The 21,624-nt window shown below is 70.0% G+C and carries 18 protein-coding genes; 12 read left to right on the plus strand and 6 right to left on the minus strand.

Features of this window, described 5'->3' with window-relative positions; all coding sequences use genetic code 11:
• Positions 1-57: 57 nt before the first annotated feature.
• Positions 58-1,821, minus strand: a complete 1,764-nt coding sequence (locus tag CJZ98_RS06115) for an ABC transporter ATP-binding protein (protein WP_094589454.1) — start codon at positions 1,819-1,821, stop codon at positions 58-60.
• Between the two features lie 110 nt (positions 1,822-1,931).
• On the opposite strand from CJZ98_RS06115, the gene CJZ98_RS06120 reads away from it, so the two are divergent.
• The 9 genes from CJZ98_RS06120 to CJZ98_RS06160 all read left to right on the plus strand — a co-directional run bounded on the left by CJZ98_RS06120 (position 1,932) and on the right by CJZ98_RS06160 (position 12,986).
• Positions 1,932-2,246, plus strand: coding sequence for a DUF3288 family protein (locus tag CJZ98_RS06120; protein ID WP_094589456.1), 315 nt, complete (start codon positions 1,932-1,934; stop codon positions 2,244-2,246).
• Positions 2,247-2,318: 72 nt separating this feature from the next.
• Positions 2,319-3,350 carry an anthranilate phosphoribosyltransferase gene (gene trpD / locus CJZ98_RS06125; protein WP_094589458.1) on the plus strand — a complete coding sequence of 344 codons (1,032 nt, stop codon included), beginning with the start codon at positions 2,319-2,321 and terminating at the stop codon, positions 3,348-3,350.
• A 75-nt stretch (positions 3,351-3,425) separates the two neighbouring features.
• The gene (gene carA, locus CJZ98_RS06130) at positions 3,426-4,613 is read left to right on the plus strand and encodes a glutamine-hydrolyzing carbamoyl-phosphate synthase small subunit (RefSeq protein WP_094589549.1); all 1,188 of its coding nucleotides are present in this window, start codon (positions 3,426-3,428) and stop codon (positions 4,611-4,613) included.
• A gap of 123 nt (positions 4,614-4,736) precedes the next feature.
• Entirely contained in the window at positions 4,737-5,084 is a 348-nt protein-coding gene (locus CJZ98_RS06135) for an STAS domain-containing protein (RefSeq protein WP_094589460.1), read from the plus strand.
• A 55-nt stretch (positions 5,085-5,139) separates the two neighbouring features.
• Positions 5,140-5,490, plus strand: coding sequence for a ribonuclease III domain-containing protein (locus CJZ98_RS06140; RefSeq protein WP_198537547.1), 351 nt, complete (start codon positions 5,140-5,142; stop codon positions 5,488-5,490).
• Between the two features lie 20 nt (positions 5,491-5,510).
• Complete coding sequence (gene rlmB / locus CJZ98_RS19025; protein WP_232756258.1) at positions 5,511-7,472, plus strand: 23S rRNA (guanosine(2251)-2'-O)-methyltransferase RlmB; 1,962 nt, start codon at positions 5,511-5,513, stop codon at positions 7,470-7,472.
• 58 nt (positions 7,473-7,530) lie between these two features.
• Entirely contained in the window at positions 7,531-7,776 is a 246-nt protein-coding gene (locus CJZ98_RS06150; protein ID WP_094589462.1) for a DUF1816 domain-containing protein, read from the plus strand.
• A gap of 55 nt (positions 7,777-7,831) precedes the next feature.
• On the plus strand, positions 7,832-9,292 hold the full coding sequence (gatA, locus tag CJZ98_RS06155) for an Asp-tRNA(Asn)/Glu-tRNA(Gln) amidotransferase subunit GatA (protein WP_094589464.1): 1,461 nt from the start codon (positions 7,832-7,834) through the stop codon (positions 9,290-9,292).
• Positions 9,293-9,434: 142 nt separating this feature from the next.
• Positions 9,435-12,986 (plus strand): DNA polymerase III subunit alpha, encoded by a 3,552-nt coding sequence (locus tag CJZ98_RS06160; protein WP_094589466.1) that lies wholly within the window; start codon positions 9,435-9,437, stop codon positions 12,984-12,986.
• Between the two features lie 8 nt (positions 12,987-12,994).
• Here the strand turns inward: CJZ98_RS06160 and CJZ98_RS06165 are convergent, their stop codons facing one another.
• The 3 genes from CJZ98_RS06165 to ruvA all read right to left on the minus strand — a co-directional run bounded on the left by CJZ98_RS06165 (position 12,995) and on the right by ruvA (position 14,497).
• A complete protein-coding gene (locus tag CJZ98_RS06165) occupies positions 12,995-13,345 on the minus strand; it encodes a PAM68 family protein (RefSeq protein ID WP_232756259.1) in 351 nt (116 codons plus the stop codon).
• Positions 13,346-13,494: 149 nt separating this feature from the next.
• Complete coding sequence (gene rpsO / locus CJZ98_RS06170; RefSeq protein WP_094589470.1) at positions 13,495-13,764, minus strand: 30S ribosomal protein S15; 270 nt, start codon at positions 13,762-13,764, stop codon at positions 13,495-13,497.
• Positions 13,765-13,837: 73 nt separating this feature from the next.
• Complete coding sequence (ruvA, locus tag CJZ98_RS06175; RefSeq protein WP_094589472.1) at positions 13,838-14,497, minus strand: Holliday junction branch migration protein RuvA; 660 nt, start codon at positions 14,495-14,497, stop codon at positions 13,838-13,840.
• Positions 14,498-14,527: 30 nt separating this feature from the next.
• Between ruvA and CJZ98_RS06180 the strand changes: the two genes are divergently transcribed.
• Positions 14,528-15,013: a hypothetical protein gene (locus CJZ98_RS06180; protein ID WP_094589474.1), complete on the plus strand. Its 486-nt coding sequence runs from the start codon at positions 14,528-14,530 to the stop codon at positions 15,011-15,013.
• Here the strand turns inward: CJZ98_RS06180 and CJZ98_RS06185 are convergent.
• Together CJZ98_RS06185 and CJZ98_RS06190 are read right to left on the minus strand one after the other, a co-directional pair.
• Complete coding sequence (locus tag CJZ98_RS06185) at positions 14,973-15,878, minus strand: DMT family transporter (RefSeq protein WP_315855782.1); 906 nt, start codon at positions 15,876-15,878, stop codon at positions 14,973-14,975. The genes CJZ98_RS06180 and CJZ98_RS06185 overlap by 41 nt on opposite strands.
• Entirely contained in the window at positions 15,875-18,085 is a 2,211-nt protein-coding gene (locus tag CJZ98_RS06190) for a mechanosensitive ion channel family protein (RefSeq protein ID WP_094589478.1), read from the minus strand. Before CJZ98_RS06190 ends, CJZ98_RS06185 begins: the two co-directional genes overlap by 4 nt.
• A 97-nt stretch (positions 18,086-18,182) precedes the next feature.
• On the opposite strand from CJZ98_RS06190, the gene dnaG reads away from it, so the two are divergent.
• Together dnaG and CJZ98_RS06200 are read left to right on the plus strand one after the other, a co-directional pair.
• Positions 18,183-20,339 (plus strand): DNA primase, encoded by a 2,157-nt coding sequence (gene dnaG / locus CJZ98_RS06195; RefSeq protein WP_094589480.1) that lies wholly within the window; start codon positions 18,183-18,185, stop codon positions 20,337-20,339.
• 112 nt (positions 20,340-20,451) lie between these two features.
• Positions 20,452-21,615: a response regulator gene (locus tag CJZ98_RS06200; protein ID WP_094589482.1), complete on the plus strand. Its 1,164-nt coding sequence runs from the start codon at positions 20,452-20,454 to the stop codon at positions 21,613-21,615.
• Positions 21,616-21,624: the final 9 nt, after the last annotated feature.

A 21,624-nucleotide genomic window follows, 5' to 3' on the forward strand; every position in this document is an offset into this window, starting at 1 on the left:
TGCGATGGGCTCAGCTAAGCCGCGCCGCCGCCGCTTGTCTGCCGGCCTCAACAAGAGTTAGGGGATGGCCTCGAGCTGTTCGGCCGCCTGCTCCCGCTCCCACAGGCGCCGGTAGGTGCCGGTCTGGCGCACCAGCAGCTCGTGGGGGCCCTGCTGCACGAGACGGCCGTCGTCGAGCACCAGCACCCGGTCGCAGGCGGCGGCGGCCGAGAGCTGGTGGCTGATCATCAGGATCGTGCGGTTGCGCTGGTCGCGCACCGAGCGCAGGATCGCCGCCGCCGTGTTGTTGTCCACGCTGGCCAGGGCGTCGTCGAGCACTAGCAGCGGCGCCTGCACCAGCAGGGCCCGGCCCAGGGCGGTGCGCTGGCGCTGGCCGCCGCTGAGGGTGATGCCGCGCTCCCCCACCAGGGTGCGGTAGCCGTCGGGAAAGCCCTTGATGTCGGCCTCGAGCCGCGCCTGGATCGCCGCCAGTTCCACCCGCTGCTGATCGGCCTCGGGTTCGCCGTAGCGCAGGTTGTCGGCCAGGCTGGCGGTGAACAGGTAGCCCTCCTGGGGCACGAGCGCCACCTGGCGGCGCAGGTCGTCGAGGTCCAGCGCGGTGATGTCGACCCCGTCGAGGAACAGCTCGCCGTTGGGCACCTCCACCATGCGACCGATGGCGCGGGCCAGGGTGGTCTTGCCGCAGCCCACCGGCCCCACCACGGCCACCAGTTCGCCCGGCTCCAGCCGGAAGCTCACGTCGCTGAGGGCCTCGCGGTCGGCGCCGTCGTAGCGGACGCTCAGGTTCCGGGCCTCCAGGGACGCTGCGCCGGGACGGCCGGGGGCGCGGGCCGGGGCCACAGGCACCGCGGGGGAGGTGATGCGTGGCCTGCGGCCCAGCAGTTCCTCTACCCGCTCCAGGCTCACCTGGCCCGTCTGGAAGGTGTTGAGCGTGAAGCCGAGCAGGGCGGTGGGGAACACCAGCCGCTCCACGAACAGGATCAGGGCCACCAGATCGCCGATCGAGAGGCGACCGCTCTCCAGCTGGCCGCTGCCGAGGGCCAGCAGCAGCAGCAGGCTGATCGAGGCGATGCCCTCCAGCATCGGGAAGAGCGTGCTGCGGGTGCGGGCCAGCTCCAGGGCCTCGTCGCGGTAGCGGCGGTTGCGCTCGGCGAAGGCCTGGCGCTCGGTGGCCTCCTGGCCGTAGATCTTGATGGCGCTGATGCCGGAGAGGTCCTCCTGGATCAGGTCGCTCAGCTCGGCCAGCGACTCCTGCTGCCGCCGCTGCTGCCGCATCATGCGGCCGCCGAACAGGCGCACCGTCACCAGCATCAGCGGGTAGAGCCCCACCGCCGCAAGGCTGAGCAGCGGGTCGATCGCCAGCATCGCCGGCAGGGTGAGGGCGTAGGCCAGGATCGTGTTGGTGAGGCTGAGCACGGCGAAGCCCAGCAGCCGCCGCACGTTCTCCACGTCGCTGGTGGCACGGCTGATCACCTCGCCGCTGCCGGTGGTCTGCACCCAGCCGGGCTCCTGGCGCAGCATGTGATCAAAGATCTGCTGCTTGAGCGAGGCCTCCACCTGGCGTCCCACGCCGAACACCAGCATCCGCGACCACAGCCGCATGCCACCCATCGCCGTGGCCAGAACCACGATCAGGGCGGCCTGGCGCAGCACCAGGCCCAGCTCGAAGCCCGGCTTGAGCTCATCCACCACGCCGCGCACCAGCAGCGGGATCGAGACGCTCAGCAGGTTCACCGCCACCAGCGCGACGACACCCAGCAGCACCGTGCGTCGATAGGGCCGCAGATAGCGCCGGATCAGGCCGAGGCGCAGGGTCGCCATCAGGGCGCCATTCCAGTCAAGGTGCCGCCAACCTAGACAGCGCCTGGGCCGGGCCGGACCCGTCGCCCATCGCCCCGCTCTCCCCACACCGCAGCCTTCGCGAAGCCCCCATGTCCGAGTCGCTCCAGGCCCATCCGCTCTATGCCACTGACCGGGAGCTGGTGGACCAGCTGCTGGCCGTGGAACAGCCCGGCGACGGCCACCTGGTGGATCTGGCCCGCCTGCTGCAGCGCTACGACGGCTTCCCCGGCGCCCAGGATCTGCAGGATGACCTGGCCAAGACCCTGCGGTTCTGGGGCCTGGACCTCGAGGCCCTGCACCGGCGTACCCGGGCGATCTGGGCGGCCGGGTTCCGGCCTGGCCAGCAGGCCGCCGCCCAGGCCGTGGGCTCCGGCTTCGACACCGCCGACCAGGACAGCCCCTGAACGCTTGGGGTTTGCGGGGCGTTGTCTGTTTAATGGCGGCCTGATCTCCGGCCCCCGCGGCCCGTCGTTTCCATGGCCGCTGCCACCGCCTGGCCGTCCCTGCTGGAGCAGCTGCTGAACGGCGCTTCCCTCAGCGCTGAGCAGGCCACGGCCCTGATGGAGGGCTGGCTGGCCGAGACGATCGAGCCGGTGCTCACCGGCGCGCTGCTGGCGGCCCTGCGGGCCAAGGGACCGACCGGTGAGGAGCTCGCCGCCATGGCCGCCGTGCTGCGCCAGGCCTGTCCGCTGCCGGGCGAGCGGCCGGCCCTGGCCCTGGTGGACACCTGCGGCACCGGTGGCGATGGCGCCGACACTTTCAACATCTCCACCGCCGTGGCCTTCACCGCCGCCGCCTGCGGCGTGGCGGTGGCCAAGCACGGCAACCGCAGCGCCAGTGGGCGGGTGGGCTCCGCCGACGTGCTGGAGGCCCTGGGGTTGAACCTCAAGGCCGACCCGGCCCGGGTGGTGGCGGCACTGCCCAGCAGCGGCGTGACCTTCCTGTTTGCCCCCGGCTGGCATCCGGCCCTGGTGGGTCTGGCGCCGCTGCGGCGCGCCCTGGGGGTGCGCACGGTGTTCAACCTGCTGGGCCCCCTGGTCAATCCGCTGCGGCCCGAGTCCCAGGTGCTCGGCGTCGGTCGGGCCCACCTGCTCGAGCCGATGGCGGAGGCCCTGGCGCGGCTTGGGCTGGAGCGGGCGGTGGTGGTCCACGGCGATGGCGGCCTCGATGAGGCCGCGCTCTCGGGGCCCAGCGAGCTGCGGTTGGTGGAGCGGGGCACGGTGCGCGCTGACCGACTCGATCCCGCCGCCCTGGGGCTGGAGGCCGCCCCTCTCGCCGCCCTGGCCGGCGGCGCCGATGTGGCGGCCAATGCCGCCATCCTCGAGGCGGTGCTGCAGGGTCGGGGCACGGCGGCCCAGCGGGATGTGGTGGCCCTCAACACGGCACTGGTGCTCTGGGCAGCCGGCCACACCGACCAGGTGGCCGAGGGGCTGGAGCCCGCCAGGGAGGCCCTGGCCAGCGGCACGGCCTGGCGGCGCCTGGAGGCCCTGCGGCAGGCCCTGATCTGAGCGCGGGCCCAATGTGGGCCGTCAGATTCAACCGCCCCGATCGGGCCGCGCCGGGTGCTGCTGGATGATGGGCCCATGACGACTGCACCATCCCCGGCGACGGCCCCCGCCAGTGCCGCCCCGTCCCAGGCCCCGCGCCGACCCGCCCTGCTGGTGCTGGCCGATGGCCTGGTGCTGCGCGGCGAGGCCTTCGGGGCCAGCGGCACCGCCATCGGAGAGGTGGTGTTCAACACCGGCATGACCGGCTACCAGGAGGTGATGACCGACCCGAGCTACTCGGGCCAGCTGGTCACCTTCACCTACCCCGAACTGGGCAACACCGGCGTCAACGGCGCCGACCAGGAGGCCGACGCCCCCCACGTGCGCGGGGTGATCGCCCGCCAGCTGGCCCCGGTGGCCAGCAACTGGCGCAGCGAGCAGAGCCTGGAGGCCTGGCTGGTCCGGCACGGCGTGGTGGGCATCAGCGGTGTCGACACCCGCGCCCTGGTGCGCCACCTGCGAGAGGGCGGCGCCATCAACGGCGCCATCAGCACCGATGGCAGTGCCCCCGAGCAGTTGCTGGAGCAGGTGCGCTCGGCCCCCTCGATGGCGGGCCTGAACCTGGCCGAGCGGGTCACGACCCGCGAGCCCTACGACTGGTCGGCCCTCTGCCCGGCGGCGTTCGACCAGCGCCGCCAGCCCAGCCCGGCCACCCCCTACCGGGTGGTGGCGATCGACTTCGGCATCAAGCGCGCCATCCTCGAGCGCCTGGCGGCCCACGGCTGCGCCGTGACCGTGCTGCCGGCCAGCGCCACGCTGGAGCAGGTGCTGGCGCTGCGGCCCGAGGGCGTGTTCCTCTCCAACGGCCCCGGCGACCCGGCCGCCGTGACCAGCGGCATCGCCCTGGCGAAGGGGCTGGTCGAACAGCACGATCTGCCCGTGTTCGGCATCTGCCTCGGCCACCAGATCCTGGGCCTGGCCCTGGGCGGCAGCACCTACAAGCTCGGCTACGGCCACCGGGGCCTCAACCATCCCTGCGGCAGCACCGGCCTGGTGGAGATCACCAGCCAGAACCACGGCTTTGCCCTCGATGCCGACTCGCTGCCTGCCGACCAGGTGGAGGTGACCCACTTCAACCTCAACGACCGCACCGTGGCCGCCCTGGCCCATCGCAGCCAACCCCTGTTCGGGGTCCAGTACCACCCGGAGGCCAGCCCCGGTCCCCACGACGCCGACCACCACTTCGCCCGCTTCGTGGCCCTGATGCACAGCCGCCGCGGCTGAGCGGGCCGCTTCTGCATCACGCTCGCGCATCACTTTTGTTGCGGAGCTGCCTGCGGCGACGACGCTCCCTACACTTCGTGCGCTTGACATTCGAGGAGCGGACCAATCACTGATCTGCAGCGTTTGACGGTGTCGCTTCGCGGCGGCTATCAGCAGCAGGGCAACTGCCTGCTGTTCAGCTTCACCGGTCAGCTGGATGCCTACTCGGAGAAGCAGTTCCTCAGCTTCATCACCGACCACCGCACCAGCACGCCGCAGCCGCTGGTGATTGATCTGAGCCGGATCGACTTCATCGACTCCTCGGGCCTCGGCGCCCTGGTGCAGCTCGCCAAGCAGTGCAACGAGCAGGGGGTGCAGTTCTTGGTGGTGGGCAATGCCCGCGTGGTCCAGACCGTGAAGCTGGTGCGCCTGGAGCAGTTCCTGCACCTCCAGCCCGACCTTGACACCGCCCTTGGCTCCCTCGCCGCCTGAGCCGGCGGCGGCCTCCTGGCTGGCGGGCCTGATCCCGCCCCCGCTCGGTCCGGAGCTGGGGCCGCTGCAGCTGGCCTGGCTGGGCGATGCGGTGTGGGAACTGCACCAACGCTTGCGCCGTTGTCGCCAGCCCGGCCGCAGCGCTGACCTGCACCGGGCCGTGGTGGCCGAGGTGCGCGCCGATGCCCAGGCCGCCGCCCTGGAGCGTCTGGAGCCGCTGCTCAGCGCTACCGAACTGGAGTGGGTGCGGCGCGGGCGCAACCGGGCCGGCCGCGGTCCACGCCGGGGCGAGGCCGGTGTGTACGGCAGGGCCACGGGATTTGAGACAATGATTGGCTGGCTCTTTCTGCAGGATCCGAATCGGCTCGCGCAGCTGCTGGATCAACTTGAGGAGACGGACCCATAAACCCATTGACTGACAGAGATATGAGCCCTCGATTTGATCGCCGCGACCAGGGACAGGGATCGGGGGCCGGTGGCGATGCCCGCGGCGGCTACGGGGCTGGCGGTGGTTACGGCGCTGGTGGCGGGCGCGGCGGCAAGGGGGGACGACCCGGCCGTCCCGCCTTCGGTGGCGGCGGTGCGGGCAGTCGTGCAGGCGGCGGTGGCGCCCGCTTCGGCGGCGCTGGCCGCAGTGGTGGCTCCAGGCCCTTCGCACCCCGCGGTGAGTGGCGGCCCGAGGGCGGTGAGCGTCCTTCCCGCCCCGAGGGTGATCGGCCCTCCCGCGGCCCCCGTCCCGAGGGCTCCCGCCCCGCGGGTCGCCGCTTCGACGCTCCTGCCGGTGGCTACGGCGCCGAGGGCCGCCCGGGCGCCGGCCGCAAGCCCTTCGGCCGCCGTCCTGATGATCGCCGCCCCGGGGCTGATCGCCCCAGCGGCGGCCGCTTCGAGGGCGCCCGCTACGACGCGAATCGCTTCGAGGGCAGGCGCGGTGACGGCGATCGCTTCGAGGGCAAGCGTCCCGACGGCCCGCGCTTCGGCGCCGGGCGACCTGATGGCAAGCGTTTCGAGGCTGGGGCTGGCCGCTTTGAGCGCGGTGGCCGGCCGGCGGGTGGCCGCTTCGGTGCTGGCCGCCCGGAGGGCGGTTCCTTCCAGCGCAGTTCCTTTAAACCCGCCCGCCCGCCCGGTCGCCCCGCGTTCGGCGGTCGACCCGACCGCGCCCAGCCCGATGCCGTCGTGGCCGTGCCGGTGGGTGAATCCGAGCGCTTCAACGCCGGTCCCGCCGATGACCTGATCTGGGGGCGCCACTCCGCCCAGGCGGCCCTGGAGAGTGATCGGCCCATCCACCGCATCTGGTGCACCGCCGAGATGCGCTTCCAGCCCCGTTTCATGCAGCTGCTGCGCGAGGCCAAGGCCAGCGGCGTGCTGGTCGAGGAGGTGACCTGGGCCCGCCTGGGCCAGCTCACCGATGGCGCCGTTCACCAGGGGATCGTGCTGCAGGCCGCTGCCGCCGACACCCTCGATCTGGGCACCCTGATTGATGGCTGCAAGGGCCTGGGGGAGCCGCCCCTGCTGATGGCCCTCGACGGCATCACCGATCCCCACAACCTGGGGGCGATCGTGCGCAGCGCCGAGGCCCTCGGCGCCCACGGCCTGGTGCTGCCCCAGCGCCGCAGCGCCGGCCTCACCGGCTCGGTGGCCAAGGTGGCCGCCGGAGCCCTGGAGCACCTGCCCGTGGCCCGGGTGGTGAACCTCAACCGCTCCCTGGAGACCCTCAAGCAGGAGGGCTACCGCGTGATCGGTCTGGCCGGCGAGGGCGCCATTGCCCTCAGTGAGGCCGATCTGGACGGTCCGTTGGTGATTGTGACCGGATCGGAAGGGGATGGCCTGTCGATGCTGACCCGCAAGCATTGCGACCAGCTGGTGCGGATCCCGCTGCGGGGCGCCACCCCCAGCCTCAACGCCTCGGTGGCCACGGCGATGGTGCTCTACGAGGTGGCCCGCCGCGGCTGGATGAAGAACATCACCGGCTCCTCTCCGGCGCCGCGCATCGTGCGCCCCCAGCTGCCCACCACGGCCCCGGCTGCCCCTGCCGCTGCCCCTGAGCTGGAGCTGGAGGCTGAGCTTGAGACCGACGCCCTGGCAGTTGAAGATGTCGGACTGGAGGAGGAGCGGCCGGAACCCCAGGCCGCAGCGGAAGACGATGGGCCCACCCCGTCGCAGGCGGAGCCGACGCCCCTGGCCGTGGCAACCGCTGCAGTCGAAGCAGCCGATGCAGTCGAAGCAGCCGCCGCAGCCGGAGACGCCGCTCCCGCCGCTGAGTCCGCCCCCAGCGCCGACTCTGCTCCCTCTGAGGACTCGTCTGCTCCTGTTCCCCAGGCCGCCGCGGACCTCAGCCTGGGCTTGACCCCGGCGCTGGCCTCGGGCTTCTCGACAGACATCCAACTCTGACGAGCGCAGCCCAACCACCCCTGCCCTGGGCACAATGGGTCCATCTCCACCAGCCCTGATGACTTCGCTGCTCTGGCCCCTCCGGAGTCTTGCCAACGGCCTGGGGCTGGCCTGGTGGGCCCGGATCGAGACCCGCGACCCCGATGTGACCTACTGGTTCGGCCCCTACGTGCGCCGCGACCAGCTCGAGCAGGCCCTGCCGGCCTTCCTCGCCGACCTGCGCAGCGAGGCCCCGGGCTCGCTGCAGCACACGGTGCTTCGCACCCGCCGCGGCGAACCCCTCACGATCCCCACCCAGCCCTGACCCAGGGCCAGCCAGGGCTGACTGATAGCGTCGGGCCCAGCACGAGCGAAGGTTGATGGGGATCGCCGAATGGCGCGGGCAGCTCCAGCGCGGTGAGGTGTCGGCCCGGGAGCTCACAGACCAGCTTCTGAGCCGCATCGAGGCCGTGGAGCCCACGGTCCACGCCTATCTGGAGGTCACCGCCGAGCGGGCCCGCGCCGATGCCGACCGCATCGACGCCGCCCGTGTCGCCGGTGAGGAGTTGCCGCCCCTGGCCGGGGTGCCCCTGGCGATCAAGGACAACCTCTGCACCGCCGGCATCCGTACCACCTGCTCCAGCCGCATGCTGGAGCACTTCGTGCCCCCCTACGAGTCCACGGTCACCGAGCGCCTCTGGGGCGCCGGCGCCGTGCTGCTCGGCAAGACCAACCTCGACGAGTTCGCCATGGGCAGCTCGACCGAGACCTCCTACTTCGGCCCCAGCCGCAACCCCTGGAACCCCGAGCGCGTGCCGGGCGGCAGCTCCGGTGGCAGCTCCGCCGCCGTGGCCGCCGGCGAGTGCCTCGCCGCGCTTGGCTCGGATACGGGCGGCTCGATCCGCCAGCCCGCCTCCTTCTGCGGCGTGGTGGGACTCAAGCCCACCTACGGCCGCGTCAGCCGCTACGGCCTCGTGGCCTTCGCCAGCTCCCTCGACCAGGTAGGGCCCTTCACCACCAGCGTGGCTGATGCCGCTGAGCTGCTGCAGGTGATCGCCGGGGCCGACCCCCGCGATGCCACCTGCCTCAAGGCGCCGGTGCCCGACTACCGCGCCGCCCTGAGCCAGCCGGTGAAGGGTCTGCGGGTGGGCCTGGTGCGCGAGTGCTTCGAGGCCGAGGGCCTGGCTCCGGAGGTGAAGGCCTCGGTGCTGGCCGCCGCCGCCCAGCTGGAGGCCCTCGGCTGCGAGCTGGTGGAGGTGAGCTGTCCCCGTTTCAACGACGGCATCGCCACCTACTACGTGATCGCCCCGTCGGAGGCAAGCGCCAACCTGGCCCGCTACGACGGGGTCAAGTACGGCCACCGGGCCGAGGGTGCCGGCAGCCTGGCGGAGATGACGGCCCGCAGCCGCGCTGAGGGTTTCGGCGACGAGGTGCAGCGTCGCATCCTGATCGGGACCTACGCCCTCTCGGCCGGCTACGTGGACGCCTACTACAAGAAGGCCCAGCAGGTGCGAACCCTGATCCGGCGCGACTTCGATCGTGCCTTCGAGGGTGTGGATGTGCTGCTCACTCCCACCTCCCCCACCACCGCCTTCCGCTTCGGTGCCCACGCCGAGGATCCCCTGGCCATGTACCTGGCCGACCTGCTGACGATCCCCGCCAACATGGCGGGCCTGCCGGCCATCAGCCTGCCCTGTGGCTTTGACGGCGAAGGGCTGCCGATCGGCCTGCAGCTGATCACCGGCGTGCTGCAGGAGGAGCGCCTGCTGCAGGTGGCCCACCACTACGAGCAGGCCGCCAAGGTGCTCGCCAGCCGACCGGCAGCTGCCCTGGTGCCCTGAGGGGCGGACGCCAGATCTGGTGTGCCGGCCGCTGCTGGCGGCCGCTGAGGCCCTGAATCTTGTGGCCGCCCCTTAGCCTGGAGCCAAGGGCAGCAGCCCGTCGCGTCGCCCGTCCGCCCGCCCGCCCGCCCGCCCCTCAACCTTGGCCTTCGTCCCCCTCCACAACCACAGCGACTACAGCCTCCTGGATGGGGCCAGCCAGCTGCCGGCGATGGTGAAGCGGGCCGAGGAGCTGGGCTTTCCGGCCCTGGCACTCACCGACCACGGCGTGATGTACGGCGCCATCGAACTGCTGAAGCTCTGCAAGGGCACATCCGTGAAGCCGATCATCGGCAACGAGATGTATGTGATCAACGGCTCGCTCGATGATCCCAACCCCCCCAAGAAAGAGCGCCGCTACCACCTGGTGGTGCTGGCGAAGAACGCGGTGGGCTATCGCAATCTGGTGAAGCTCACCAGCATCAGCCATCTGCGCGGCATGCGCGGCCGGGGCATCTTCTCGCGGGCCTGCATCGACAAGCCCACCCTGGAACGCCACAGCGAGGGGTTGATCGTGGCCACCGCCTGCCTCGGCGGCGAGATCCCCCAGGCGATCCTCAAGGACCGCCCCGATGTGGCCCGGGATGTGGCCCGCTGGTACCAGGGCGTCTTCGGCGACGACTTCTACCTGGAGATCCAGGACCACGGCTCCCCGGAGGACCGGATCGTGAACGTGGAGATGGCGCGCATCTCGAAGGAGCTGGGCATCCCGCTGATCGCCACCAACGACGCCCACTACCTCACCCGCAACGACGTGGAGGCCCATGACGCCCTCCTCTGCGTGCTCACCGGCAAACTGGTGACCGACGAGAAGCGGCTGCGCTACACGGGCACCGAATACATCAAGAGCGAGGCGCAGATGCTGCGCCTCTTCGCCGATCATCTCGAGCCTGAAGTCGTGGCCGACGCCGTGGCCAACACCGCCAAGGTGGCCGAGAAGGTGGAGGACTACGACATCCTCGGCCGCTACCAGATGCCCCGCTTCCCGATCCCCGAGGGCCATACCCCTGTGAGCTACCTTCGGGAGGTGAGCGAGCAGGGGCTGCGGGTCCGGTTGGAGCTGCCGGAGGGTGCCCCCTTCGATTCCACCTATGGCGACCGGCTGGCCTTCGAGCTGCAGGTGATGGAGCAGATGGGCTTCCCCACCTACTTCCTGGTGGTATGGGACTACATCCGCTTCGCCCGCGAGAGTGGGATTCCGGTGGGCCCAGGGCGCGGCTCGGCGGCGGGTTCGCTGGTGGCCTATGCCCTGGGGATCACCAACATCGATCCCGTCACGAATGGTCTGCTGTTTGAGCGTTTTCTGAATCCGGAGCGCAAGTCGATGCCGGACATCGACACCGACTTCTGCATTGAGCGCCGCGGCGAGGTGATCGACTACGTGACCCGCCGCTACGGCGAGGACAAGGTGGCCCAGATCATCACCTTCAACCGCATGACCTCCAAGGCGGTGCTGAAGGACGTGGCCCGCGTGCTCGACATCCCCTATGGCGATGCCGATCGGCTGGCCAAGTTGATTCCGGTGGTGCGAGGTAAGCCCGCCAAGCTCAAGGAGATGATCGGTCCGGAGTCGCCGGCGCCGGAATTCCGCGAAAAATATGAGAACGACCCCCAGGTGAAGCGCTGGGTGGAGATGGCGATGCGCATCGAGGGCACCAACAAGACCTTCGGCGTGCATGCCGCCGGGGTGGTGATCGCCGCCGATCCCCTCGATGAGGTGGTGCCGCTCCAGCGCAACAACGATGGACAGGTGATCACCCAGTACTTCATGGAAGACGTGGAATCCATGGGGCTGCTGAAGATGGATTTCCTGGGCCTCAAGAACCTCACCATGATCGACAAGACCCTCGATCTGGTGGAGCAGAGCAGCGGCGTGCGGGTCGATCCCGACAAGCTGCCCCTGGACGATCCGGGCACCTTCGGGTTGCTGGCCCGGGGCGATCTGGAAGGCATCTTCCAGCTGGAATCCTCCGGCATGCGCCAGATCGTGCGCGACCTGAAGCCCTCCTCACTGGAAGACATCTCCTCGATCCTGGCCCTCTACCGCCCGGGGCCCCTCGATGCCGGCCTGATTCCCAAATTTATCAATCGCAAGCACGGCCGCGAGGCGATTGATTTCGTGGACGCCAAGCTCGAGCCGATCCTCACCGAGACCTACGGGATCATGGTGTATCAGGAGCAGATCATGCGCATCGCCCAGGATCTGGCTGGCTATTCCCTGGGCGAAGCCGATCTGCTGCGGCGGGCCATGGGCAAGAAGAAGAAGAGTGAGATGGAGAAGCACCAGGGCCTGTTCGTGAAGGGCGCCACCGAACGCGGTGTGGATCCGAAGGTGGCGGAGGGGCTGTTCGAGCAGATGGTGCTGTTCGCCGAATACTGCTTCAACAAGAGCCATTCCACCGCCTATGGCGCGGTGACCTACCAGACGGCCTACCTCAAGGCCCACTACCCGGTGGCCTACATGGCCGCCCTGCTCACGGTGAATGCCGGCGCCACCGACAAGGTGCAGCGCTACATCGCCAACGCCAATGCCATGGGCATCGAGGTGATGCCGCCGGATGTGAATGCCTCCGGCACCGATTTCACCCCCGTGGGGGAACGCATCCTGTTTGGCCTCTCCGCCGTGCGCAACCTCGGTGATGGCGCGATCCGGGCCCTGCTTGAGAACCGCCAGGCCGATGGCCCCTTCCGCTCCCTGGCCGATCTCTGTGATCGCCTCCCCGGCCCCACCCTCAACCGCCGCGCCCTGGAGTCGCTGATCCACTGCGGCGCCATGGATGGCCTGGAGCCCAACGCCAACCGGGCCCAGCTGATGGCTGACCTGGACCTGATCCTCGACTGGGCCAGCTCCCGGGCCAGGGACCGGGCCAGCGGCCAGGGCAACCTGTTTGACCTGCTAGGCGGCGGTGCTTCGGGCAGCACAGCCGAGGCCGGCCCGGCCGCTCCGGGCGGGGCCGATCCGCTCAGCACCGCCCCCAAGGCGGCCCCGGTGTCCGACTATCCCCCCACCGAGAAGCTGCGTCTGGAGAAGGAACTCGTGGGCTTCTACCTCTCCGACCACCCGCTCAAGCAGCTCACCCGCCCGATTCGCCTGCTCTCCGCCGTTGGTCTGGGCAGCCTGGAGGAGCAGGCCGACAAGGCCCGCGTCAGCGTGGTGGGGATGGTCAGCGGGCTTCGGCCCGTCGTTACCCGCAAGGGCGATCGGATGGCGGTGCTGCAGCTGGAGGATCTCACCGGCAGCTGCGAGGCGGTGGTCTTTCCCAAGACCTATGCCCGCCTGGCCGACCACCTGATGGTGGATGCGCGCCTCTTGATCTGGGCCTCGGTGGACCGCCGCGACGAGCAGGTGCAGCTGATCGTGGACGACTGCCGCGTGGTGGATGAGCTCAAGTTTCTGCTGGTGGAGCTGGCGCCGGAAGAGGCCAGCGACATCGCCGTGCAGCACAAACTGCGCGAGTGCCTCAACCAGCACCGCACCGAGCGCGATGAGGCCGGCGTGCGGGTGCCCGTCGTGGCGCTCGTGCGCCACCAGAACGAGACCCGCTACGTGCGGCTCGGCCACCAGTTCTGCGTGAACGACAGCCAGGCGGCCCTGAGCACGCTCACGGCCCAGGCCTTCCGGGCCCGGCTCAGCGCCCCCCTGGTGGCCGCCTGACCCCTGGCTCAGCTAGAGGCTGGCGGCCGCTTGAAGGAGCTGCGCAGCCGTCCCACGTTCAGCCCGATCTGCTCAAGGCCCAGCAGGCTGCCGGGCGCGTCTTCCCAGCTGGAGGAGAGCACGCCGTAGCTCAGGCCCAGTAGCCCCAGCAGAAAACAGCCCCCGGACGCCACCAGGGTGATGCCGGGGGGGATGTCCAGGATGGAGCGGCTCACCAGCAGGTAGCTGGCGATGAACACGCCCATCCCCAGAACGCTGGGGATGCCGGTGGCGATGGTGATGCGGCGAGCCATGCGGTTGCTGACGGCCGTCGGAATTCCCTGGGAGACGCCGCGACCAGGGGATCCTGCCGAGGGCATGCGGCCAGTTGATGGCTTGCTGCCGCCCGCCCCTTGATTGCCGGCCGCCTGAGCACCAGAGGATCGGCCGGCAGCCGGCGATCCTCCCGCCTTAGAGGGGCGGATGCCGGAGCCGGCTTTGCCCTTGCCCTTGCCGGCCATGCCCGTCCTCAGCCGCGGATGCCGAGCTTGGCGATCAGGGTGGTGTAGCGCTCCTCACTGTTGCTGCGCAGGTAGCTGAGCAGGCGCTTGCGGCGCCCGATCATCTTCAGCAGCCCCTGGCGGGAGGAGAAGTCGTGGATGTTCTTCTGCAGGTGACCACTGAGCTGGCTGATGCGCTCGCTCAGCATCGCCACCTGCACCTCAACGGAACCGGTGTCGGTGCCGTGGGTCTGGTGGGTGTTGATCAGTTCCTGCTTTTGGATGGTGTCGAGCGACATGCGCGGCGTCTGGCCCTGACGGTGCAAACAACTAACTTACCGCCCCGTGGTCAGGCCCCCGCTGACGCCGGCCTCAGGCCGCCGTGCTCGACAGCCAGCGCAGCGATTCCCGCAGCCAGGCCTCGCCGTCCTCTGCGCCGGCCAGCCCCTGGCCGCCCACGGCCCGCAGGGCCCGGTTGATCTCCAGGGGCTCGTAGCCGAGGGCCGCCAGGGTGAGTTGCAGCTCCTCGCGGGTGGCCGCCGCCGGCAGGGCCTCGCCGTCGCCGCTGGCCTCCAGATCGGCCAGGGGATCCACCAGCTCCAGGCTGGCGCCGAAGCGCTCCTGCAGGCGGCTGCGCAGCTCCACCGACAGGCGCTCGGCGGTGCGCTTGCCCACCCCCGGCGCCCGGGCCAGCAGCCGCAGGTCCGCCTGCACGATCGCCCGCACCAGCTCCTCGGTGGTCAGGGTGGCCAGCAGTCCCAGGGCCATCTGGGGCCCCACGCCGCTCACAGCGACCAGCTCGCGGAACAGGTCGCGCTCGTGGCGCTCGCCGAAGCCATACAGGGTCCAGCCGTCCTCCCGGATCGCCTGATGCACGAACAGACTGAGTTCCGCCTCCCGATCCGGCAGCCGCTCCCACTGGCGGCGGCTCACCTGCACCTCGTAGCCCACCCCGTGGCACACCAGCAGCAGGCCGCAGCGGTTGGCCTGCTGCCAGTGCTCGGCCAGTCGCCCTTGCAGCCAGCCGATCATGGAGGTCTGCCCACCCGTTGTCTGCGCCCCATGCTGCCCGGTCCGCCCCGTCCCCGGCCTGCCCCACCCCAGTTCCGCGGTCGTCCGCTGGCGGGGCTGCTGGCCCTGCTCCTGGCGGCCGTGCTGGGCCTGGGACTCGGCGGCTGCAACGCCATCGGCCAGCCGCCCCATGGGGTGCTGCTCTCGGCCTTGGCGCTGCAGATCGAGCTCACCCAGCGGGATATCGCCTCGGCCCTCAGCCTGGAGGCGGGCGGCGGCCCCAGCGTCAGCCGGGTGCGGGTAGAGGCCCAGGAGCCGGTGACCATCGGCGCCGCGCCGGGTCTACACCTGAGCGGCCGCTTCGACTGGCGCCTGCCGGGCGATCCGATCCGGGTCGACAGCCCGTTCGAGCTCTACCTGCAGCGGGGTGAACGGGGCCAGAGCTGGCGCCTGGCCCGCCCGACCGGCAGCGGCGATGGCAGCCGCCAGGACTGGATCACCGACCCGTTGCCGCTGCGGGGCGAGGCCGCAGGCTGAGCAGGGTGGCGGCCAGCACCAGGGCTGCCCCGGCCACCGTCCAGCCGTCGAGGCCCTCGCCGAAGATCAGCCAGCCCCACAGTCCGGCGAAGGCCACCTGCACATAGCTGATGGCGGTGGCCTGGGCCGCCGGCAGGGCCGTGAGTCCGCGGGTGAGGGTCACCTGGCCCAGCTGGGTGAACAGGCCCACACCCACCAGCCACAGCAGCTCCAGGGGGGTGGGCAGCACCGGATCGAGGGCCACCAGCGGCAGGCTCATCGGCAGGGCCACCAGCGGGAAATAGAACACGATCACCAGCGGATGCTCGCTGCTGCCGAGGGAGCGCACGCTCACGTAGGCCAGGGCGGTGAACAGCGCCCCGCCGATGGCGATCAGCACCGCCACCGGCGGCAGGGCCGTGGCCCCCTGCAGCAGGCCCGCCGGCTGGGCCACCAGCAGCACGCCGCTCCAGCCCAGCAGCATCGCCAGCAGCACCCGCCGCCCGATCCGTTCGCCCAGCATCAGCCAGGCCAGCAGGGCCGTGATCGTGGGGTAGAGGTATTGCAGCACCGTGGCGGAGGCCAGCGGCAGCAGGGCCAGCGCGGCGTAGACGCAGAGCAGGGCCACGGTGCCGATGGCGCCCCGCAGGATCAGCAGCCCGCGGCGCTGCCCCCAGGGATCCACGCCGGCCCGCTGCAGCAGCCACCAGCTCAGGGCCACGCTCACGATCGCCCGGGCCAGCACCACCTCGGCGGCGGGGATGCGCCCCCCCACCTGCTTGACGCACACCCCCATCAGGCTGAACGCCAGGGCGCTGGCCAGCATGGCGAGCACTGGCCGGCCCGGGGGGATCGCAGGCGCGGCGGTGGGGGCGGGGTCCGTCACCGGTGGCGCTGGATCTCGATGGCGGTGGTGAAGGGGATCTCGATCCCCTCGCTGCCCAGGCTGGCCACCAGGTCGCGGTTGAGCCGGTCGATGCCGTCCTTGAACAGGGCCAGGGAGCCGTGGCTGGAGTGGAGGCGGACCACCACGTCGTAGCTGAACTCCGAGATCGCCATCAGTCGGCAGCACTGCAGGGCGAAGTGCGGATCCCGGTGCACCACGCCGCTGATCAGTACGGGGAGCTGACGCAACTGCTCGACCGTCGTGTCGTGGCTGACGCCGATCCTCAGCGTGGAGTGGCGCACCTGATCCACCAGCTGCTGCAGCCTGAGCAGCAGCGCCTCCCGCACCGCCAGATAGGCAGGCCAGTCGTTCAGGGTCACGTGGGCCACGCCGATCAGCGTGAGCTGGTCGGACTGGATCTGCTCAATGCTCACCAGGGGCTCGATCAGCTCGGACACCGACTGCACGTGTTCGCGCACCAGTTGCAGCAGGTCGACCACCTGCTCTGGGGAGAGCTGGTTATCGATCGTGAGGCGCACCTCCAGCGTCTGCACCGGTAGGTCGCCGCCATCGGCGCTGCGGCGCGAATAGTTCACGATCGTCTCCTCATCGGCGATCGCGTTGGGGATCGTGATGCGGCTCTCCAGGGTCTGCAGCTCCAGCGAGCGCAGGCCGATCTTGGTCACGAAGCCCAGGTTGCTGCCGATGCGGCAGAACTCCCCCACCCGGAGGGGCCGGTCGGTCTGGATCGAGAGGCCGGCAAACAGGTTGCCCAGCAGCTTGGAGGCCCCCAGACCGATGGCCAGGCCAGGCACCGCCGAGAAGGCCAGCACGGTGGTGGTGGGCAGCCCCAGCACGATCAGCAGCCGGTAGATCAGCACCACGGCCACGAATCCGCCCAGCACCCGACACACCGGCATCACCAGATTGCTCACCCGCCGCAGCTGCAGCTCCGAGCCGCCGCCCCGCAGCCGCACCAGCCACTGGGAAGCCGAGCGGCCCAGGGCCTCAAACAGGAAGAATAAGAAGCAACTGGCCGCTATGAAATAACAGATGTAAAAGAAGAACGTCACAATCACCAGCGGCACGCCGGTGATATTCACCAGGCGGTCGATGAACACATCCGCCAGCCGGGTGATCGGCATCACCGGCAGGGTGAGCAGCACCCGATACCAGGCCAGGTTGTCCTGGTGCCAGGAGCGGCGCTCCTGCTCTTCGTGGCTCTGCCAGTAGCGGTAGGTGTGTAGCAAGCACCGGAAGATCGCTAGCAGCAGCCAGCCGTAGAGCGCCAGGGTGAGCGTGGTGATGGCGATCTGGAACAGCGTCTGCCCGTAGAGGGAGAGTTCCAGGCCCCGCCGCACGCCAGGCGGCAGCCGCAGATACCACTTGGGCGGCACCAGGTCCCCCGGGGTAGTGCTGTAGATCCGATAGAAATCCGGGCTGGCGAAGGGTTGATCCAGCACCGGGTCCTGGCTGATCTCCGCATACATCCGGCCGATCTGGCCCACCGTATGCCGCGAGAACCGGAACCCTGCCGCGCCGTGATCGGCGCCTGGCTCGCTGCTGAGCGTGATGGCCGTCTCCGGCAGGGTCCAGCTCTCGCTGGCCTTGCTGCGCTGGCTGTTGAGGACCTTGAACTCGGCGAGATCGGGGATTTGCAGCGGGGTGGTGCTGCGGGTGAACACGTAATCCAGAACCTGCTTGAGCTGGATCGCGGCCTCCTTGGCCATGTCGTCGCGCACGCTCTCGGGGAACGCACTCCCATCCAGCGCCCGCACCGCCAGCGCGAACAGTTTCTGGGTTTCCGCGATCTGCCGCTGCGCCGCGGGGCCCCAGAACCAGCCCGGATCCCCCTGCGGCTGGCGGGTGGCGCTGCCCAGCTCCCGGTCCACCCGCGCCATCACCGCATAGAAATTGAGCAGCGTCTCCCGCGGGCTCTCCCCCACCACCTGGCCCAGGGGTGCATCGCTCCAGCGGGCGGCGGCCTGGAGCAGCTCGGGATAGAAGGGCTGCGCGCTGATCGGGATGGTGCGCTCGCCACCGACGACCAGGGCCGGCGTCCGCGCCACCGCCAGGGCGCCCTGCCAGGGCCCCAGCACGGCGAGCAGCACCCCGAACAGGCTCCCCAGCAGGACATGCCGCCAGCGCCGGCCGCCCCGCCCCCCGCTTCTGTTCTTCACCCGCTCGCCCCGGCTGCCTGCGCGCATGCTGACAGTGATGCCGCAGCCCCTGGCCCAGCGCCTGCGGGTCCCACCGCAGCGCGTGCCCGTCAGAATCAGGGCGGCTCCCGCCGCTGCCTCCCCCTTGAGCCTGCCCCGCCTCCACCCCCGCACGATCGAGGCCGTCAAGGAGCGGGCCGACATCGTCGACGTGGTGGGTGAGCACGTGGTGCTCAAGAAAAAGGGGCGCGAGTTCGTGGGGATCTGCCCCTTCCACGACGACAAATCCCCGTCGATGACGGTGTCGCCGGCCAAGCAGTTCTATTACTGCTTCTCCTGCGGAGCCGGTGGCAACGCCATCAAGTTTCTGATGGAGCTGCAGCGCAACAGCTTCAGCGATGTGGTGCTGGAGCTGGCGCGCAAATACCAGCTGCCGATCGAGACCCTTGAAGGTCCCCAGCAGGAGCGGCTGCGCCAGCAGCTCTCGCGGCGCGAGCAGCTGATGAAGGCCCTGGCCCTGGCGGCCGGCTGGTTCCGCGCCCAGCTGCGCAGCCCCGAGGGGGCCGCCGCCCTGGCCTACCTCAAGCAGAAGCGCGGCCTGAGCGAGGCCACGCTCGAGGGCTTCGGCCTGGGCTATGCCCCCGAGCGCTGGGATGGCCTGCTCAGCCATCTGCAGCAGGTGGAGGGCCTGGCGCCGGAGCTGCTGGAGGCCGCCGGCCTGGTGGTGCCCCGCAAGGGCGGCAGTTCCCAGGACAGCCGTGGCTTCTACGACCGCTTCCGCCACCGGGTGATGGTGCCGATCGCCGATCGCCAGGGGCGGATCATCGGCTTCGGCGGCCGCAGCCTCGATGGCGGTGAGCCCAAGTATCTGAACTCTCCGGAAACGGAGGTGTTCGAGAAGGGCAAGCACCTGTTCGGCCTCGACAAGGCCGTGAATGCCATCCGCAAGGACGACCGGGCCGTGGTGGTGGAGGGCTACTTCGATGTGATTGCCCTGCACGCCGCCGGCATCACCAACGCGGTGGCAGCCCTGGGCACGGCCCTCAGCAGCCAGCAGATCACCCAGCTGTGCCGTTGCTGCGACAGCAAGCGCCTGATCCTCAACTTCGACACCGACGGTGCCGGCGTGCGCGCCGCCCAGCGCGCCATCGGCGAGGTGGAGCAGCTGGCGCTGCAGGGCCAGCTGGAGCTGCGGGTGCTGCACCTGCCTGCCGGCAAGGATCCGGATGAGTTCCTCCAGGACCACGGCGCCGGCGATTACCGCTCGCTGCTGGATCAGGCACCGCTCTGGCTCGACTGGCAGATCGAGCAGGTGCTCGAGGGCCGCGACCTGGCCCGCTCCGACGACTTCCAGCAGGCCGTCAGCGCCCTGGTGGCGCTGCTGGGCAAGCTGCCCCAGAGCGCCGTGCGCTCCCGCTACCTGCAGCAGGTGGCCGAGCGCCTGTCCGGTGGCCAGGCCCGGCTGGCGATCCAGCTGGAGGACGACCTGCGCCAGCAGGTAAAGGGTCAGCGCTGGCATGGCCGTTCCCAGAAGTGGGAGCAGCCCGGCGAGGCGGGGCTCAGGGAGCGGGCCGAGGCGGAACTGCTGCGGCTCTACCTGCACTGCCCCGGCCACCGCGGCGCCATCCGCGCCGAGCTGCGCCGCCGCGAGCTCGACGACTTCGCCCTCTCCCACCATCGGCGCCTGTGGGCCGCCATCGGCACCCTGGAGGAGGGCAACCTGGGGGTGGGCCGGCTGGAGGCGGTGAACCGGGGCCTGGATCCGGGCCACGAGCTGGCGGATCTGGATCTGCCCCGGCTGTTGGGCGAGCAGCTGGTGGTGGAGCAGAGCGAGCTGCTCAACCGGCTGACGCCGCTGCTGGAGCCCAATGAGGTGCAGCGCCTGGCCCTGGCCCAGCCCCTGCTGCAGCTGCGCGGCGCCACGGCCTGCCTGGAGCGCCAGCGCAGCCTGAAGCGCTGCCGCCACCTGTTGGATGCCTGGCGGGCCCAGAACCTGGAGACGCTGGAGCGCTGCATCGCCCGGCTGCTACGGGAGCCTGCCGTCGCCGATGGGGCCGAGGCGGGTGCCGGCGGGCCCAGTGGCGGGCTGGTGCATGCCGGCCTCGACATGGAGACGCGCATCGAGGCGATGTTCATTGAACTCAATGGCGATGCCCTCAAGTTCCAGGAGCTCTATTACAACGAGCGCAAGCACATCACCCATCTCGATGCGCAGCGGCGCACCAGCTACGAGGAGGTGAGCCGTCCTGCTGCCGCTGGGGTTGCCGCTCCGGCAGACGGGCTGGAATCTCTTACGGCCTGACGACTTTGAACTCTCCCGCGGCAATCCCTCAGGGCACCTGCGGCTGGGGACAACGGCTGACATCGGCGTGCGAGTCCCTAGGGTTGGGCGGGCCAACGGTGTGAGGCATTCCATGACGCAGGGACTGGCTGCCGGCAATCGCCCCACGGTTCTCGCGGTTGACGACACCCCGGAAAACCTCGACCTGATGTCTGGGCTGCTACAGGATCGCTACCGGGTCAAGGTGGCGATCAGTGGCGAGAAGGCCCTGCAGATTGCCCGCTCCGACGATCCCCCCGATCTGATCCTGCTCGACATCATGATGCCGGGTCTCTCCGGCTACGAGGTGTGTGCACAGCTCAAGCAGGACCCCGCTACTCGCGCAATTCCGATCATTTTCCTCACGGCCATGACGGCCACTGAAGATGAGACCAAGGGTCTGGAAATGGGGGCTGTGGATTTCATCACCAAGCCCGTTAATCCACCGATCGTGCTGGCCCGGGTGGCCACCCATCTGCAGCTCAAGGCCGCCACCGATTTCCTTCGCGATCAAAATAGCTATCTTGAAGCGGAGGTGAAGCGCCGCGGCCAGGAACTCGCCGCCATCCAGGACGTGACGATCCAGGCGATGGCCGGCCTGGCCGAAACCCGTGACGCTGACACCGGCAACCACATCCGCCGCACCCAGCACTACGTGAAGGCGCTGGCGCAGCAGCTGCGGGACCACCCCCGCTTTCGCGAGGCCCTCAATGACCACGCCATTGATCTGCTGTTCCGATCTGCACCCCTGCATGACATCGGCAAGGTGGGCATCCCCGACCGCATCCTGCTCAAGCCAGGCCGCCTGACCCCGGAGGAATTCGAGATCATGAAGACCCACACCACCCTGGGGCGTGATGCGATCGCCACGGCTGAGCGCCAGCTCGGTCTGGAGGTTGGATTCCTGAAATCTGCCAAGGAGATCGCCTACAGCCACCAGGAGAAGTGGGACGGCAGCGGCTACCCCGAGGGCCTGGCCGGTGATGCCATTCCCCTCTCCGCCAGGCTGATGGCCCTGGCCGATGTCTACGACGCCCTGATCAGCCGGAGGGTCTACAAGGAGCCGATGGGCCACGAGCAGGCGCTGGACATCATTCGCCAGGGCAGTGGCAGCCACTTCGACCCCGACATCGTGGAGGCGTTTCTGGCCATCCACGAGCAGCTGCACGCCATCGCCGTCCGCTTTTCCGACAGCGACGCCGATCTGCGGCACAAAGCTGAGCAGATCACCATGATGACGGGAGCCCCCCAGCCCTAGGAGCGAGCT

Source organism: Vulcanococcus limneticus LL, assembly GCF_002252705.1.
Lineage (GTDB): Bacteria > Cyanobacteriota > Cyanobacteriia > PCC-6307 > Cyanobiaceae > Vulcanococcus > Vulcanococcus limneticus.

Excerpts from the sequence above, each read along its gene's own strand:
- CJZ98_RS06120 (WP_094589456.1), top strand. The coding sequence starts at position 1,932 with ATGTCCGAGTCGCTCCAGGCCCATCCGCTCTATGCCACTGACCGGGAG.
- gatA (WP_094589464.1), top strand. The coding sequence starts at position 7,832 with ATGGGGATCGCCGAATGGCGCGGGCAGCTCCAGCGCGGTGAGGTGTCG.
- CJZ98_RS06200 (WP_094589482.1), top strand. The coding sequence starts at position 20,452 with ATGACGCAGGGACTGGCTGCCGGCAATCGCCCCACGGTTCTCGCGGTT.
- CJZ98_RS06180 (WP_094589474.1), top strand. The coding sequence starts at position 14,528 with ATGCTGCCCGGTCCGCCCCGTCCCCGGCCTGCCCCACCCCAGTTCCGC.
- rpsO (WP_094589470.1), bottom strand. The coding sequence starts at position 13,764 with ATGTCGCTCGACACCATCCAAAAGCAGGAACTGATCAACACCCACCAG.
- ruvA (WP_094589472.1), bottom strand. The coding sequence starts at position 14,497 with ATGATCGGCTGGCTGCAAGGGCGACTGGCCGAGCACTGGCAGCAGGCC.
- rlmB (WP_232756258.1), top strand. The coding sequence starts at position 5,511 with ATGAGCCCTCGATTTGATCGCCGCGACCAGGGACAGGGATCGGGGGCC.
- CJZ98_RS06165 (WP_232756259.1), bottom strand. The coding sequence starts at position 13,345 with ATGCCCTCGGCAGGATCCCCTGGTCGCGGCGTCTCCCAGGGAATTCCG.
- CJZ98_RS06190 (WP_094589478.1), bottom strand. The coding sequence starts at position 18,085 with ATGCGCGCAGGCAGCCGGGGCGAGCGGGTGAAGAACAGAAGCGGGGGG.
- trpD (WP_094589458.1), top strand. The coding sequence starts at position 2,319 with ATGGCCGCTGCCACCGCCTGGCCGTCCCTGCTGGAGCAGCTGCTGAAC.
- CJZ98_RS06150 (WP_094589462.1), top strand. The coding sequence starts at position 7,531 with ATGACTTCGCTGCTCTGGCCCCTCCGGAGTCTTGCCAACGGCCTGGGG.
- carA (WP_094589549.1), top strand. The coding sequence starts at position 3,426 with ATGACGACTGCACCATCCCCGGCGACGGCCCCCGCCAGTGCCGCCCCG.
- CJZ98_RS06115 (WP_094589454.1), bottom strand. The coding sequence starts at position 1,821 with ATGGCGACCCTGCGCCTCGGCCTGATCCGGCGCTATCTGCGGCCCTAT.